Annotated in this window: 17 protein-coding genes and 1 other annotated feature; of the genes, 16 read left to right on the forward strand and 1 reads right to left on the reverse strand. The window is 38.9% G+C overall.

Translation table 11 applies throughout. The features are described from left to right. Positions 1-33 precede the first annotated feature (33 nt). From SG0102_RS05295 to obgE, 15 genes are all read left to right on the forward strand, one after another. Positions 34-879: an undecaprenyl-diphosphate phosphatase gene (locus SG0102_RS05295; RefSeq protein WP_125118998.1), complete on the forward strand. Its 846-nt coding sequence runs from the start codon at positions 34-36 to the stop codon at positions 877-879. Between the two features lie 406 nt (positions 880-1,285). Then, positions 1,286-2,320, forward strand: coding sequence for a DUF433 domain-containing protein (locus SG0102_RS05300; RefSeq protein WP_125118999.1), 1,035 nt, complete (start codon positions 1,286-1,288; stop codon positions 2,318-2,320). A 388-nt stretch (positions 2,321-2,708) separates the two neighbouring features. Then, on the forward strand, positions 2,709-3,761 hold the full coding sequence (locus tag SG0102_RS05305) for a FliH/SctL family protein (RefSeq protein WP_125119000.1): 1,053 nt from the start codon (positions 2,709-2,711) through the stop codon (positions 3,759-3,761). Between the two features lie 713 nt (positions 3,762-4,474). After that, positions 4,475-6,028: an IS21 family transposase gene (gene istA / locus SG0102_RS05310; protein ID WP_125119001.1), complete on the forward strand. Its 1,554-nt coding sequence runs from the start codon at positions 4,475-4,477 to the stop codon at positions 6,026-6,028. Beyond that, complete coding sequence (locus tag SG0102_RS05315) at positions 6,028-6,801, forward strand: ATP-binding protein (RefSeq protein ID WP_125119002.1); 774 nt, start codon at positions 6,028-6,030, stop codon at positions 6,799-6,801. Before istA ends, SG0102_RS05315 begins: the two co-directional genes overlap by 1 nt. 74 nt (positions 6,802-6,875) lie before the next feature. Next, entirely contained in the window at positions 6,876-7,340 is a 465-nt protein-coding gene (locus SG0102_RS05320; protein WP_125119003.1) for a hypothetical protein, read from the forward strand. Next, the gene (locus tag SG0102_RS05325; protein ID WP_125119004.1) at positions 7,321-7,749 is read left to right on the forward strand and encodes a hypothetical protein; all 429 of its coding nucleotides are present in this window, start codon (positions 7,321-7,323) and stop codon (positions 7,747-7,749) included. The genes SG0102_RS05320 and SG0102_RS05325 overlap by 20 nt, the downstream gene beginning before the upstream one ends. Further along, positions 7,742-8,512 (forward strand): DNA-processing protein DprA, encoded by a 771-nt coding sequence (dprA, locus tag SG0102_RS05330; protein ID WP_231999860.1) that lies wholly within the window; start codon positions 7,742-7,744, stop codon positions 8,510-8,512. Before SG0102_RS05325 ends, dprA begins: the two co-directional genes overlap by 8 nt. A gap of 107 nt (positions 8,513-8,619) precedes the next feature. Then, positions 8,620-10,743, forward strand: coding sequence for a type I DNA topoisomerase (gene topA / locus SG0102_RS05335; RefSeq protein ID WP_125119005.1), 2,124 nt, complete (start codon positions 8,620-8,622; stop codon positions 10,741-10,743). Between the two features lie 45 nt (positions 10,744-10,788). Then, positions 10,789-12,090 carry a methylenetetrahydrofolate--tRNA-(uracil(54)-C(5))-methyltransferase (FADH(2)-oxidizing) TrmFO gene (gene trmFO, locus SG0102_RS05340; protein WP_125119006.1) on the forward strand — a complete coding sequence of 434 codons (1,302 nt, stop codon included), beginning with the start codon at positions 10,789-10,791 and terminating at the stop codon, positions 12,088-12,090. Then, entirely contained in the window at positions 12,077-12,991 is a 915-nt protein-coding gene (gene xerC / locus SG0102_RS05345) for a tyrosine recombinase XerC (protein WP_125119007.1), read from the forward strand. The genes trmFO and xerC overlap by 14 nt, the downstream gene beginning before the upstream one ends. Positions 12,992-13,036: 45 nt before the next feature. After that, positions 13,037-13,110 (forward strand) — a sequence feature (ribosomal protein L21 leader region). Between the two features lie 16 nt (positions 13,111-13,126). Continuing rightward, positions 13,127-13,435 carry a 50S ribosomal protein L21 gene (gene rplU / locus SG0102_RS05350; RefSeq protein WP_125119008.1) on the forward strand — a complete coding sequence of 103 codons (309 nt, stop codon included), beginning with the start codon at positions 13,127-13,129 and terminating at the stop codon, positions 13,433-13,435. Between the two features lie 2 nt (positions 13,436-13,437). Further along, complete coding sequence (locus SG0102_RS05355; RefSeq protein WP_125119009.1) at positions 13,438-13,755, forward strand: ribosomal-processing cysteine protease Prp; 318 nt, start codon at positions 13,438-13,440, stop codon at positions 13,753-13,755. A 4-nt stretch (positions 13,756-13,759) separates the two neighbouring features. Next, the gene (gene rpmA / locus SG0102_RS05360) at positions 13,760-14,044 is read left to right on the forward strand and encodes a 50S ribosomal protein L27 (RefSeq protein WP_125119010.1); all 285 of its coding nucleotides are present in this window, start codon (positions 13,760-13,762) and stop codon (positions 14,042-14,044) included. 70 nt (positions 14,045-14,114) lie between these two features. Further along, positions 14,115-15,395 (forward strand): GTPase ObgE, encoded by a 1,281-nt coding sequence (obgE, locus tag SG0102_RS05365; protein ID WP_125119011.1) that lies wholly within the window; start codon positions 14,115-14,117, stop codon positions 15,393-15,395. 8 nt (positions 15,396-15,403) lie between these two features. Here the strand turns inward: obgE and thpR are convergent, their stop codons facing one another. After that, positions 15,404-15,928: an RNA 2',3'-cyclic phosphodiesterase gene (gene thpR, locus SG0102_RS05370; RefSeq protein WP_125119012.1), complete on the reverse strand. Its 525-nt coding sequence runs from the start codon at positions 15,926-15,928 to the stop codon at positions 15,404-15,406. Between the two features lie 65 nt (positions 15,929-15,993). On the opposite strand from thpR, the gene ruvA reads away from it, so the two are divergent. After that, on the forward strand, positions 15,994-16,563 hold the full coding sequence (ruvA, locus tag SG0102_RS05375; RefSeq protein WP_125119013.1) for a Holliday junction branch migration protein RuvA: 570 nt from the start codon (positions 15,994-15,996) through the stop codon (positions 16,561-16,563). Positions 16,564-16,568 lie beyond the last annotated feature (5 nt).

Below are 16,568 nucleotides of genomic sequence, written 5' to 3' on the forward strand. Positions count from 1 at the left end.
TAACAAGGTACTTTAATAAAGGAGAAATTTTTAATGTTACTGAAATTATTTGTAAGTTTTCTCTTCGGTGTCGTAGAAGGGATTACTGAATGGCTGCCAGTCAGCTCAACGGGACATATGATTTTATTTAATCAGTTCATTTCGTTAGAAAAACTGACAAGTAAAAACTTCTACTCAATGTTTGAAGTTGTCATTCAGTTAGGTGCGATCATGGCTGTAGTTGTTATTTTTTGGCATCAGATTTGGCCATTTAGAAACAACAAAAAGAAACAAGGGGCAGAACGTTATGTTAATATGGATATTATCCGCTTATGGATCAAGATCTTAATTGCTTGCGTACCAGCTGCTATTGTTGGTGTTTTATTCGATGAACTCTTCGAAAAATTGTTCTATAATCCTGTTTGTGTAGCGATTGCCTTAATTGTCTTCGGGGTTGCTTTCATCGTTGTCGAAAACAATCATAAAAATATGCGTCCGCGCATTAATTCATTAGAAGAAATCACACCAAAAACGGCATTAATGATTGGAATCTTCCAGTTAATCGCCGCGATCTTCCCAGGTACTTCACGCTCTGGTTCAACAATTGTTGGTTCATTAATGATTGGGGTATCACGTACAGTGGCTGCTGAGTTTACATTCTTTTTAGCAATTCCGGTTATGTTTGGGGCCAGCTTATTAAAGATTGCCAAGTTCGGTTTAGCCTTCACTAGTACTGAAGCTGCGATCTTAGCCGTTGGCTGTATCGTCGCTTTCGTTACTTCAATGTTAATTATTAAGTTCTTAATGAGCTATATCAAGAAACATGACTTCAAAGTATTTGGCTGGTATCGTATTATTCTCGGTATCCTTGTTTTACTTTATTTCTATGTTATTAAATAAGATCTTCCTCATGAAGATCTTTTTTAATACACTGTTAAATTTATATGAAAGTTCATTTTCACTTCACATAAGATCGGTATATTAACTCTTGTCAGGAGACTGACACAAGCAAACATATAAATTTCCCTTCCCTAAAATGTAAACAAAGATGTCAATCATAATAGAGACATCACGAAGACCTGCTTCCCCAGCAGGTCTTTTTAGTCATTTGTCATCTCTTTGTCTAAATTGAATGAAATAGATCACTTTTTTATAAAATTTCTTCCATTTTTTGTCAGATTCTTGTGAGATCTGCAGGGTAAAAGGTCTTTAAGTATATAGATAAAGAAAAAGCTTCATCATTGAAAGCGAGGTGAATAAATCATGATGAACACTTATTCGTTATCTAATGAAAAGGAGGAATTCTATGTCAAATGAAAAGAAAAAATTAGAAGAAAATAACCTTCCAGAATATGCTTATCTGGATCTCAATGCGAAAAGAATTCTTCATAGCGTTAATATTCTGATGCTGATCTTTCGCGCGTTGATTGATGAATTCAAAGACATGAGCGATGAGGCATTAACGGCTTTATTAAAACCCGTGAAAGAGGGCTTAGAAAACTTCAGTACGATGATCAGAGAGGGTAATCCGGAACTTGATCATAATGATCAGAAACGGATTCTTGATTTACTTTATGTGATTAATCGAAAAGAGAAACCGAAGATGTTTGTAGATGTAGAACTGCAAAGCACCAAAGAACGATTCGTAGAAATTCGTTCAACGCAGTATATCACCGCAATCTTAGCGAAAACCCATTTTGTGGAAAATGAATTGGCGAAGGTGATTATGATCTGGATCAATATGGCCCCAGCGAAACATGAAGAAGGCACGATCTTAGTGAATCCACCGCTTCTTTACGATCGCGTTCATGATGTCTATTGTCCAAGAGAAGCTTTGAAGGCGTGTCCAACAGTTGTTCTGGTTAATCTTTATGACATCAGAAAAGAGCGCGAAGCAGAAATCAGAAGTGAAAAGGAGGATATTATTGCGATTTTATCCACAATTTTTTCGACAAAGATTGATCACAAAAAGAAAGGTGCTATACTGAAAGAAAGAGGATTTACAATTGATGAAAAAGATGAACAGGAGATGAAAGATATGGAATCTTGGAGCAAAGGTATTTTTGAAAGCATGAGAGATGATATTGCAGAAGAGATCAAAAGAGAAGTACGTGAAAAAGCTTACGAAGAAGTACGTGAAAAAGCTTACGAAGAAGTACGTGAAGAATGTCGCTCAGAAGGCCGCTTAGAAGGCGTAATGTTAATTAAGAAAGTGAATCATCTGTTAGCGAAAGGCATGAGTGATGAAGAGATTCTTAAGGCTCTTCCTGATGTCACCGCTGAATTTGTGAAAGATGCACGTGAAAGCTATGAAGAGGATCATCAGCTTTCTAAATATTAAATGAAATCATTTCTTAAAAGGGACTTGCCTTAAGGGTAAGTCCTTTGTTTAAAAAAATGATGTGTTCATTTTCACTTCACATAAGATTGATATATTAAGTCCTGTCAGGAGACTGACAACAAGCAAACATATAAATTTCCCTTCCCTAAAATGTAAACAAAGATGTCAATCATAATAATAGACATCACGAAGACCTGCTTCCCCAGCAGGTCTTTTTAGTCATTTGTCATCGCTTTGTCTAAATTGAATGAAATAAACTCCTTTTCTATAAAATTTCTTCCATTTTTTGTCAGATTCTTGTGAGATTTGCAGGGTAAAAGGTCTTTAAGTATATAGAGAAAGAAAAATGATAGTACTATTGAATGATTTTCTCGAAAGGAGAAGATATATGAAACCTAAAAAGCAAGGTCAGGAACAGGCAATGTTCAACTATCTTGATGCCAATGCAAAAAAGATTATTAAGAATGTCGATGTGTTATCATTGATCTTAGGCAGTCTAGTTGAAGATTTCAAAGAAATGGATGAAGGACAGCTCAAAGCCTATTTGGCACCAATCCAAAATAATGTCAAAAATTTCAGTCCTCAGGTTCAAATGCAAAGCACAGAACTGTTCATTGGCAAAAACAAGTGTATTCTTGATACTTTATTTGCCTTTAATAAAGGCAAACAAAGGGCACTGCTTGTGGATATCGAAATGCAGAGTACGAATGATTATTACATGGAACTGAGAAATGTGCAGTACTGCACGGCGGTGCTGGCACAGAGTCGTTTTAAAAAGAATAGAATGGATAAGCTGTTTGTCATCTGGATCAATATGGCACCGCCTCATAAAGATGAAGGCATCATTATGGTGAGTGCACAAGCGCGTTTTGATCCACAGCATCAGAAATATGTGAAACGCCGCGGCTTAAGAAAATGTCCAACGTCAATTATTGTCAATCTTTATGATATTCGCAAGCCGCGCATTGATGCCATTAAAAGTGAGAAGCTGGATCTTATTGCGGTTTTATCCACAATTTTCTCAGTGACAATTGATTACAAAGAAAAAGATGCTATACTGAAGGCAAGAGGATTTCATTACGATGAGAAGATGAGAAAGGAGATGGAGAATATGGAATCATGGAGCCGATATATTTTCAATAGTATGAAGCCAATGATGCTTGAAGACGCCGAAAAAGAGGTAAGAGAGCAGGCGTGGGCTGAAGGCATGGCTGAAGGTCGAGAAAAAGGTCGAAAAGTAGGCCTCAAAGAAGGTCGTGCTGAAGGCCGTAAAGAAGGTTATGATGTTGGCGTAGAAGAAATGAGCGAAATCTATGTTTCTTTTGCGAATGGTAAGAGTGATGAAGAAGTACTTGAAGCTTTTCCAAAATTAACATTAGCGAAAGTGGAAAAGCAGCGTCAGAAATTTGAAAAGCTGAAGATCAAATTAAATAGGGGATAATATGTATATAGGACTTGTCGCAAGATGAGTCCTTTTAGCTATAGAACATTATTTGTATAAGTGGAGAGAAAGGTGATTTTTATAAAGTTTTTCACTTTTTAAACTAAAATTCGATAAAAAAGAGAACTGATCTTTCTTTAATATAAGTGAGAGAAGACGACAACAAACGAAAGGCATGCGTGAGTATGTCTTTTTGTTTACGCTCAATGAGAGATTCAAATGAGTCAATATAAATAGAAAGGATGATTATATGTCAGAAAATATTTTAAAAATGTCAATGGATGCATATGTCGGACTAATCAGTGTGTTCTAGACGCATTGACCGGTTTGCATAATTCAGCCAAAATGGTTCGATGAACGGATAGTGGTTTAGATAAACGTGTTACAGGTTTGTATGAACGCTATTGTCAGTTTACATTAATCACTCGATCGGTTTCATAAAACGCTACTTTGGTGTACTCAAACGTAAGTGCGGTTTATCAAATCGGAGATCAGTTTGATAAAACGTTTAAATCGGTTTATAAAAACGTATCCCGGTTTATATAAGTCATGAGACTGGTTTATCTAAAAGTATTACCGGTTTGTTAAGACGCATATCGGTTTGCATAATCGGTCCATCGGTGTGTCTGTATTTATATATTTTTGATATTAAATTGAACTTTACCTCCTTTTTGGTGCTACACTATAAGGTGTAGTCAGAAGGAGGTTATTTTATGCAAAAATGTACTACAATTGAAGAAATATTAGAAATGCTTGCACAGGGCTTTACTTATGAAGATATCCGTGCAAGATGCGGGATTGGATCCAGTGTAATTACGGATATCAAAAAGAAGTATGAGAAGATGGGAATATCCTTGAGCGAACTCAAGCTAATGTCTCCAGAAGAAATTAAGCAGAAGTTTTATCCGTCTGCCTGTCGTCGAGGAAACAGGCCGCTTCCTGATTTTAAAGATGTGTATCTGAAAATCACTGGTTCGCAGCACGCAACACTGTTTGAACAATGGATCGAATATAAGGAAAAATATAGTAACGGCTATGAGTATACACAATTTAAGAAATACTTTGCAGACTGGAGAAAGGAACACCATATTGATGACAACATAAAAATGGCTCTTAATAGATCTCCTGGTAATAATCTGTATATTGACTGGATTGGTGATACATTGCCTATTGTGAGAAACCCTGATGATCCAGACAAGCCGCTTACGGCTCATTTCTTCGTTACAACTATTGATATAAGTGATTATACGTTTTGTGAGGCTTTTCCTAATGAAAAGACTAATAATTACGTAGAGGGATTAGCGGATGCATTTACGTTTTATGGTGCACTTCCCCGTATTTTAAGGCCGGATAATCCAAAAACAATAGTTATTAAAAATAACAAGGATTCTCTTGTGCTCAATGCCATGCTTAGGGATTTTGAGCAGTACTACGGCGTGGTTATAGTACCTGCACCACCGCGTAAGCCTAAAGGAAAAAGTCTTGTGGAGCATGCCGTTAAGTGGCTTGAGCAGAATCTTCTGCCAAGGCTTAAAGGACGATTGCTTAATAGCTTTGATGAGCTTAACGAAGTAATTGGCTTAGAAATGGAAAAGCTAAATCAGAGACCTTATAAAAACGCAAAAGGAAACAGAAAAGATATGTTTATCGAATTTGATAAACCAGCAATGAGACCGTTGACTATGTCTCCATTCACCTGCTTTGATTATAAATATGTAAAAGTACCAAATAATTACCATATTCTAATCGACAATCATTATTATTCTGTTCCCTACAAGTATTATAACCGCATGGTGCTTGTAAGAACATCTAAAAATCAAATTATTATCACTGATGAAAACAATAATTTAATTTGTACACATGATAGAGCTTTTAAACCATTCCCAAAATATATTACCGAGAAGGAGCATATGCCTGCTTCCCATCAGTATTATTACGATGAGAATAATTATAATGCTGAAACTTATATCAATTGGGCCGGCTCCTTTGGTCCCCAAACAAAGGAATATATCAAAAGAATTATTGCGTCTTTTGAATTTGAAGAGCAGTCCTATAAAAGCTGTAACGGTATGCTTCACCTGATCAAGGGCAAACCAAAAGCATTAGCTGAGGAAGCGGCTAAACGATGCCTCGCAAGTAATGTTATAGGCTATAGCTATTTCAAGAAAATTTATAATAATCTGACAAGCTCATCAGATAATGAATCAAATCATAATAATGCTCTGCCAAAGCATAAAAATATTAGAGGAAAGGATAGTTTTAAATAATGAATAAACAAGAAAAAATGACTGAAGAAAAGGAAAATCTCACAAAATTATGCTTTATATTAAAAAGAATGCACTTGTCATCAATGGCTTCAGAGCTTGAAGCACAGCTGAACGATCCTAATGTGGATCTTTTATCATTTTCTGAAAGGTTTAATAAAATTGTTATGGCTGAATGGAATGCCAGACAGCTGAAAAAGTTTAAAAGATTGGTCAAACATGCTGAGCTGAAATATCCAGGAGCCTACTTTGATGAAAGCCTATATGATGCTAGAAGGCAGCTTGATACGACAACAATCGAAAGGCTTAACAACTCGACAGACTGGATTGATCAGGGTAGAAACCTTCTGGTAACAGGATTATGCGGATCAGGAAAAACCTATTATGTCAATGCACTAGCGATTTCTGCTATGCATAAAAACAAAACGGTTAGATATACAAGAGCATCATTGTTAATGAATGAAATCAAAAGAATTGAGCAGCTTAATGATGCAGATGCAACTTATAAAGAGTTCATAGAATTATCCACAGTTGATATCCTGATCATTGATGATTTTGGACTCATGCCTTTGGACTTTGATACCTGCAGAAGACTGTTTGAAATTCTTGACAGCCGAGAGGCTAGGAAAACCACTATCGTTGTATCACAGGTTCCGGTTAAAGGATGGTATGAATTATTTCAAAATGATACCTATGCAGATGCATGCTTAGATCGGTTAATAGCGAATGCTTTTAGATTAGAATTCAACGGCATTGATATGAGAAAATCATCTTAGCGTAAACCGGTTAGACCGTCCACATACATTGACGGGGCGTCGCTGACGCCCCGTTTACTGCGCTCTATGCATCAATGGAAAATGATGTGGTCACGATCAGCTACATCAGACGTGATATCACGCTTGAATTTACACGTTTTTTAGTTGAATTTTTTTTGGAGGGATATATTAAAAAAGCAACAACTTTTGAAGAAGTCCTTGAGGGTTATGAATACATTGAATATTCATTTTTAGCGGCTCGTTATCTGATGGCTCATGGGGATTTAAAGGATTTTCCCTTCTTCGAGAAGTATGATGTGCCTTATGTAGAACTGTCGATTGATGCGACACCATTGTCGGATGGGACTGCTAGTGTTGAAATTCGGACGAGTACCAAGGTGAAACGGTGGCCTGGTATTGAAGCGTATTGCGCTGCATTTTTGATGGCTTTATATGAATTAGATGATATTTATGTGCCACATTTAGATATGATCTGTTATGTCGCTATCAGATTATTAGAGTTAGAGGGGAGTGATGAAGATGATCGAAGCATCAATTAGAGTTAAAAAAGGACAGATCATGGCTGTTCGTGTTAATAAGCATGAAGATTTTTTTGAACATATTGTTTATCCGCTTTTTGCTTTAACGCAAGCGCCGCATATGGAATCAAAACAGGATGTTATGGAAACTTTCCAGCATATGTATGCCTTTCATGAAGGTGTATATCGAATGCTCGCTGATGATGAAACGCGCTATGTGATTGCCGATGGTTTTTACAATCTTGTTTATGACCAGGAAACGCTGATGATTCCAGGTGTTATTGATGATGAGAAATTTCTTTATCTTTATGGCTGTTTTTTAGCGTCATTTGTAAGTTATGAGAATCTTTCACGTGTTATTGCCTTAGTTTATACTTTATATGCACAAAATGCCTTTGCGAATGGAGAGTTAGGTGATCGCTATGAATAATGATATGCGTGAGACTTTATTATACTTTTCATTAAAGTATGTTGGTGATTTTCGGAAGATTTATCGCGCTTTAGAAGAAAAAGAAAGTGTTGATACGGCTTTGTTCGAGCAGTTAAAAAGAGGAATGAAGGCCTCTTATCTGACAATTGTGGATGAGCAGTATCCAGCGCGCTTAAAAGAAATTTATGATCCGCCATTTGTCCTCTATTATTATGGTGATGTATCATTGCTTTCTCGCGATCGTATGTTTTCCGTTGTGGGCAGCCGGCATCCTAATGCTTATGGCGCGAAAATGGCAAAACTGTACACTCACGTTTTGGTGGAAAATGGTTATGGCATTGTCTCGGGAATGGCTTATGGGATTGACAGTATGGCCCATAATGAGGCGATGCATAGCGGCGGGGTGACGATTGCCGTCCTTGGCAGTGGGATTGATGAAGTGTATCCGGCGGCGCATCGTTCACTTTATCAGCAGTTAATGCGCACACAGTTAGTTATTTCCGAATATCCGGGAATGACGAAACCGCAGAAAGTGTATTTTAAAAATCGTAATCGCCTCATTACTGGTTTAGGTGATCAGCTGTTAGTCGTGCAGGCACAGTTAAAAAGCGGTACAATGGTGAGTGTTGGTCATGCTTTAGAACAAGGAAAAGATGTCTATGCCATTCCGGGACGGGTGAATGAAGATCCGCCAGGTACGAATTATCTGATTTCGCAGGGAGCGATCTGTGCTTCATCATGTGATATTCTGCTTGATGAATGAGACCCTAATATGTGAATATTGTCTCATTTCTGCTCGCTTAAAAAAGTTTGCATATTGACAAACAAAAATTTTTCGTTTAATTTAAGTAAGCGAAGGAGGCGAGAGGCATGAAACATTTGGTTATTGTCGAATCACCATCTAAATCAAAAACAATTGGGAAATATCTAGGCAAAGATTATATTGTGACATCATCGAAGGGTCATATCCGCGATTTATCAAAGAGCGGCAAAGATGGCTTAGGAATTGATCAGGACAATGATTATGCGCCAAAATATTCCATCCCTCGCGATAAAAGAGAGACTGTTAAAGAATTAAAAGAGTATGTCAAAAAAGCGGACGATGTCTATCTGGCAACCGACCCGGACCGTGAAGGAGAAGCTATTTCGTGGCATTTAGCACAGGTTTTAGGGATCGATATGGATCAGGACAATCGTATCGTTTTTCACGAAATTACGAAAAATGCCGTGACACAGGCGTTGGAACATCCCCGTAAGATTGATCAGAACTTAGTCAAGTCCCAGGAGACGAGACGAGTTCTCGACCGTATTATCGGGTTTAAATTATCGAAATTATTACAGCGTAAGATTAAATCAAAATCAGCTGGCCGTGTACAGTCAGTCGCATTAAGACTGATTTGCGAAAAGGAAGATGAAATCAATGCTTTTGTACCAGAAGAATACTGGAAGATTAAGGCATCCTTTATTAAAGATCAGATTCCTTTTGAAGCTGATTTAACGAAGTATAAAACAAAGAAGTTAGAAATCCATAATGGTGAAGAAGCAACGAAAGCGTTCGAAGCCTTAGGGAAAGACTTCACCGTTGAAAAATTGACCAAGAGTGTCAAAAAGAAGAATTCAAAAGCACCGTTTATTACTTCGACGCTCCAGCAGGAAGCTTCTTCGAAATTAGGCTTCAAAGCGAAACGCACGATGAGTATTGCTCAGCGTCTCTATGAAGGGGTCGATTTAGGTCAGGAAACTGTGGGTTTAATTACCTACATGAGAACCGATTCCATTCGTTTAGCGCCTGAATTTATTAATGAAACGAAGAAATATATCGAAGAAAAATATGGGAAAGATTATGTCGGAAGAGCAAAAGTTGCGAAAAAGACAGAAAATGTGCAGGATGCCCATGAAGCGATTCGTCCAACTTCTATCTTAAGAACACCTGAATCAATCAAAGAACATTTGACTGCGGAACAGTATAAATTGTACGCGATGATTTATGCACGGGCGATTGCTTCATTAATGACGCCGGCAACGATGGATGCCACTTCTGTTGTCTTAGACAATAATGGCTATAAATTCAATGCTTCCGGCAGCGTGATGAAATTTGATGGGTATTTAAGAGCGTATAGCGCTTATGAAAAATCAAATAATGAACTCTTACCGCCGCTTGAAGAAGGCGAAATCTTGAATGCGGAAAAAGTTGATAAATCCCAGCACTTTACGAAACCGCCAGCGCGCTATTCCGAAGCGAAGCTGATTAAGGAACTTGAAGAATTAGGTATTGGCCGTCCATCAACCTATGCGACGATCATTGATACGATTGTCAGCCGCGGGTATGTGGAACTCGAAAACAAAGCCTTTAAACCAACGGAATCAGGGATATTAACGAATTCAAAATTGGTTGAATTCTTTGATTCTATTATTAATGTCGAATATACGGCAAAAATGGAAAACGAACTTGATGAAATTGCTCAGGGCAATGATACTTATGTCAATGCGATTTCCCATTTCGAAGAAAAATTTGAACCATTGCTGGAAACGGCCTATGAGAAAATGCCAAAGATCGAACCTCAGAAAACTGGTGAAAAGTGTCCGCAGTGTGGCGGTGATCTGGTTATTCGTAAAGGGCGCTATGGCGAGTTTGTAGCTTGTTCAAATTATCCGGAATGTAAATATATTAAAGCTGATCCTAATAATAAAATCGGTCAGGAGAGCGGTGATATCTGTCCGAACTGCGGTGCGCCAATGGTTTACAAACGCGGGCGCTTTGGTGATTTTATCGCTTGTTCAAACTATCCGGAATGTAAGACCATCCTGAAGGATAAAAATGATAAAACAAATCAGGAAACGGGTGAAACTTGTCCAAAGTGCGGCTCACCGATGGTTTACAAGAAGGGACGTTTTGGACCATTTGAAGCATGTTCAAATTATCCAAAATGTAAATACATCAAACCGAAACCTAAAAAGAAAAAGGTTAAGGAAGAAGAGACAAAAGAAGCATAAACGAAAGGGCTGCGTAAGCAGTCCTTTCCTAATAAGGAGAATAAAATGGAAAATTATGTCAATGTCATTGGCGCCGGATTAGCCGGCTGTGAAGCGGTCCACCAGTTAGTAAAAGCAGGCATTCCTGTCCATCTTTACGAAATGCGTCCGGTGAAATCAACTGATGCCCATAAAACTGAATATTTTGCGGAATTGGTTTGTTCCAATTCGTTACGTGCTGATGGTCTGAAAAATGCCGTTGGGGTGTTAAAACAGGAAATGACGATGAATGATTCCCTGATTATTAAGATTGCCCGTGAACATGCAGTGCCTGCTGGCGGCTCGCTAGCGGTTGATCGCTATGGCTTTGCGAAAGCCGTTACCGAGGCTATTACGAATCATCCTTTAGTGACGGTTATTCATGAAGAAGTGACTCAAATTCCTGAAGGGCCAACGATTATTGCCAGCGGCCCTTTGACAAGTAATGCATTATCCCAGGCTATTGGGGAATATTTAGGACAAAAAGAATATTTCTATTTCTATGACGCGGCAGCGCCTATTGTTACCAAAGATTCTATTAATTTCGATATTGCTTATTATAAATCCCGTTATGATAAAGGAGATGCGGAATATATTAACTGCCCGATGGATGAAGCGCAGTTTGATGCCTTCTATGATGCCTTAATGAACGCGGAATGCGTCGTGCCTCATGATTATGAAGAGAAGTTTTTTGAAGGCTGTATGCCATTTGAAGAAATGGCTCGGCGTGGTAAGCAGACGCTGTTATTTGGCCCGATGAAACCAGTTGGCTTAGAAAAAGATAACGGGCCGCGCAGCCATGCGGTGGTGCAGTTACGTCAGGATAATGCCATTGGCAGTCTTTACAATATTGTGGGGTTCCAGACACATTTAAAATGGGGCGAACAAAAGAAGATTATTCACATGATTCCTGGTTTAGAAAATGCGGAAATTGTCCGTTATGGTGTGATGCATCGTAACTGTTTCCTGAATTCCCCATTGTTCTTACGACCAACTTATCAGTATAAAGACCGTGATGATTTATTCTTTGCTGGTCAGATGACGGGGGTTGAAGGATATGTGGAATCAGCGCAGTCCGGCTTAACTGCTGGTCTCAATATGGCAAGACTGATGCAGGGGAAAACGCCGCTGGTCTTCCCCAATGAGACAGTGATGGGAGCCTTAGCTCATTATATTACCCATGCCTCAAAAGCAGACTTCCAGCCGATGAAAGCCAATTTTGGTATTTTGCCTGATTTAGCGCAGCGCGTGAAGAAAAAGGAAAAGAAGGAAGCGTATGCGAAGCGCGCCATTGCGAGTATGGAGTCTTTCTTAAATGAAAACGCCTAAGGATCGTTTTCTTGATTATCTGCACTTTGAAAAGCGTTATAGTGATCTGACGATCACCTCTTATCGTCATGATCTTACGGATTTTGAAGGGTACCTTAAACAGGAAGGTATCACTTCCCTTTTGGATATTGATGATTTGGCAGCGCGTGGTTATGTGATGTCTTTAAGCAGTCAAAAACTGTCGCATACCACAATTAATCGTCGTTTATCGTCATTGCGCTCTTTTTATAAATATTTAGAACGTCAGAAAATGGTAAAGGGGAATCCTTTTGAACTGATTACTTCGTTAAAAGAAAGTAAACGTCATCCCGATTTCCTATATGAGGAAGAAATGCTTGCCTTGCTTGACTCGATTGAGACAGACACTTTGTTAGGCGTGCGTAATAAAGCGATGATCGAATTAATGTATGCATCGGGATTACGTGTGTCAGAAGTCGTGCATTTACGTATCGAGGATGTCCATCTTGATGATCAATTTTTGCGTATCATGGGGAAAGGGCAGAAAGAACGTGATGTGCCTTTCCATGATTATGCGAAGGCGTGGTTAGTGAAGTATTTAGAAGAAGCCCGGATAGAGCTCATGGCTTCGTATCATCAGGATCACCATTATGTCTTTGTCAATAGCCGGGGAGGGATGCTTAGCAGTCGCGGAGTGGAAAAGATTTTAAATAAAGTAATGGCCCATTATGATCCGCTGCGTAAAATTCATCCGCATACCATTCGTCACTCATTTGCGACGCATTTATTAAATGCTGGAATGGATTTGCGGGTTGTGCAGGAATTGTTAGGGCATGCGCATCTTTCTACCACCCAGGTTTATACGCATGTGACAAAAGAAAAACTAAAAGAGGTTTATGATCAGGCGTGTCCAAGAAAAGTGCTTGAAAAGATGAAAAAGTGATTGACGAGCAGGGGCTCTTCGTGATAGTATAACTACGTTGTAGACCTCTAGCTACAACCGCACATAAAAGGTATTAAAGGTACAAAGTACTGCCTTGGTTGGCGAGTCTAAGAAAAATGAGAAGGAGGTACATCAATGTACGCAATTATTGAAACTGGTGGAAAACAGTTAAAAGTTGAAGCTGGAGACACGATCTTTGTAGAAAAGTTAGATGTTGAAGCTGGCGAAACTTACACATTTGATAAGGTATTATTAGTTGGTGATGACACTGTTAAGATTGGTAACCCATACGTTGCAGGCGCAACTGTTACAGCAACTGTTGAAAAACAGGGTAAAGAAAAGAAGGTTACAATCTTCAAGTATGAACCAAAGAAACATTATCATAAAAAACAGGGTCATAGACAGCCTTACACTAAGTTAACAGTTAAAGAAATCTTAGCTTAATTATGATAAAAGTTCACATTACCAGACATCAAGGGATTGTGCAGGAGATCACTATCAGTGGTCATGCCAATTCCGGAGAGTATGGTAAGGATCTTGTTTGTGCCGGTGTCAGCAGTGTGACGACAGGGGTATGCAATACCCTGGCAAATCACAACTTTCTCGACATAGGGACAATCGTATACAAAGAAGGATACGTTTCCATTACTTCAAAAAATATGACGAGTGAACATCAATTGATACTAGAGACTTTGATCACTACTCTTGAAAATATTGAAGAAAACTATGGAACGTACATAAGAATTATAAATCAGGAGGCATAAAACAATGATGTTCAAATTAGATTTACAGTTATTCGCTTCTAAGAAGGGTGTTAGTTCGACAAAGAACGGCCGTGATTCTGAATCTAAACGTTTAGGCGCTAAGTTATCAGACGGTCAGAAATGTACTGCAGGTTCTATCATCTACAGACAGAGAGGAACTAAGATCTTACCAGGTGTAAACGTTGGTAAAGGCGGAGACGACACTTTATTCGCTAAAGTTGATGGTGTTGTTAAATACGAAAGAGTTGGCAGAGATAAAAAACAGGTTTCTGTTTATCCAGCAGCTTAAGTCATTGAAAGAGTCCCAACGTCATTGGGATTCTTTTTTTAATAATTAATCCCCCAAAGGAGGAAAAAGGATGAAATTTATCGATCAGGTATCAATCTATGCAGCCGCTGGGAAAGGCGGCGATGGGGTTGTGGCTTTCCGTCGTGAAGCACATGTTCCTAAAGGCGGACCGGCTGGCGGTGACGGCGGAAAGGGCGGCTCGATTGTTTTTCAGGCGACCAATTCCCTGACAACCTTATTAGATTTACGATACAATAGAAAATATATTGCGAAAGCCGGCGGCAACGGCATGGCCAAAAAAATGCATGGTGCCGATGCGGCGGATATGGTCATTAAAGTACCGGTTGGAACTGTTGTTTATGATGAAGATACAGGGAAAATCTTATGCGATTTAGTTAAAGATGGCCAGCATGCAATCGTTTGTAAAGGCGGTCGCGGCGGTCGCGGGAATGCGCGTTTTGCGACTTCACGTAACCCAGCACCAACAATTTGTGAACGTGGTGAACCAGGGGAAGAAATGAACCTGAAAGTGGAATTAAAATTATTAGCGGACGTCGGCTTGGTTGGTTTCCCAAGTGTTGGAAAATCGACATTATTATCAGTTGTCTCGAAAGCGCGACCTAAAATTGCGGATTATCATTTCACAACGATTGTCCCTAATTTAGGTGTTGTCCAGGTTAAAGATGGCCGTTCGTTTGTCATGGCTGATTTACCTGGCTTAATTGAAGGGGCCTCTCAGGGACGCGGTTTGGGTCATCAGTTCTTAAGACATATTGAAAGATGTCGCGTTATCGTGCATGTTGTTGATATGTCCGGAAGTGAAGGACGTGATCCTTATGAAGATTATTTGCAGATCAATAAGGAACTTGGCGAATACAAGTATCATTTATTAGATCGTCCACAGATTGTCGTGGCTAATAAAATGGACTTGGATGAGGCAGAAGAAAACTTAGTACGTTTCAAGGAAAAAGTTGGTGATGATGTGCAGGTTTTCCCAATTATTGCGCCGATTCATGAAGGATTAGATGCTATGTTATATGCCATTGCGGATACTTTAGATAAAGCGCCACTTTCAACCTTAGAAGAGGAGGAAGATACTGTTGTTTATTCCTTTGATGAAGATGATGTACCACCGTTTGAAATTCATAACGAAGGTAATGGGGTATTTGTTGTAACGGGCGAAAAGGTTGAACGCTTAGTGCAAATGGCAGCGTTATATACGGATGATGGCTTTAACCGTTTTGCACGTCAGATCCGTAATATGGGCGTTGATGAAGGGTTACGTATTTCGGGCGCGAAAGACGGCGATACCGTTCGTATTCTTGATTTTGAATTTACATTCTCAGATTAAAAAAGGGCTCAAGCCCTTTTTTCATTGTCGATGATGATCCCAATACGGGTATTTTCATAAGGAATTGATTCCAACAAATGGATGGACGAGACATGTAAGGTGCAATAAATCGGAAATTTTGGCTCTTTGTGCAATACTGTTTTCCGCGCTAATGTCATATGTGGCAGAAAGGCTTTGTCATGAAAAGGCTGTTTATGGGCTTTTAAACGATCAGTTAACTGCTTTTGCAGGGCATATAATCCCTCATCATGGCTGGTTGTAAGATAATAGAGACGTTTTCCTTGTCTTTCAGGAAAATAATCAAGGCCGCTCACTGTAAAGGAAAAAGGTTTAAAAGTGATTTCTGATAAGATCGCACGCATCGCCGTAACCGTATCTTCATCGCTTTCACCGATAAAGGCTAAAGTCATATGAAGAGAATTTTCGGGGATTGGCTTTAATGAGGAAGCGCAATCTATAAGCTGGCTGCGATACTGCAGTAAGCTGGCCTCTTCTTCCTGAGAAAATGTCAGGGCAAAATAGATTCTTCTCATGCTTATATCACCTCTGTGTCATTTTACCATCTTTTGTGTTAGAATAAGAAGCCGAGGAGTTAATTATGTACAATTATATCAAAGGAATTATTACTGAATTTTATTCGGATCATATTGTGTTAGAAAATAACGGAATTGGTTATCTGATTTACGTGCCAAATCCTTATGTTTATAAGAAAAAAGAAGAAGTTACGGTTTATGTTTTCCAGTCTATTACGGAAAATGATATGCGTTTATATGGCTTTCGCAGCGCCAAAGAAAAAGATTTATTCTTAATGCTTATTAAGGTGAAAGGGATTGGCCCGAAATCTGCGATCGCGATTTTAGCGAGCGGGGAAGTTAATGACATTATTAATGCCATAGAAAATGATAATACGAAATATTTAAAAAGTTTCCCAGGTATTGGTCCTAAGGCAGCCTCTCAGATCATTTTGGATTTAAAAGGGAAGTTTGATGGCTTAACGCGTTTAGAAGCGATGCCGGTGGATAATCCTGCTTATGAAGAAGCTTGTGAAGTTTTAGTTGCTTTAGGTTATAAAGAAAAAGATGTCGATAAAGTTATGGGCAGCTTAAAAGATGAAGACCTTGATACCAATGGCTACGTCAAGAAAGCCCTGGCTTTAATGGTTAAATAATAGAA

Origin of the sequence: Intestinibaculum porci (assembly GCF_003925875.1) — a bacterium.
In the GTDB taxonomy this organism is placed as follows: Bacteria; Bacillota_I; Bacilli_A; order Erysipelotrichales; family Coprobacillaceae; genus Intestinibaculum; species Intestinibaculum porci.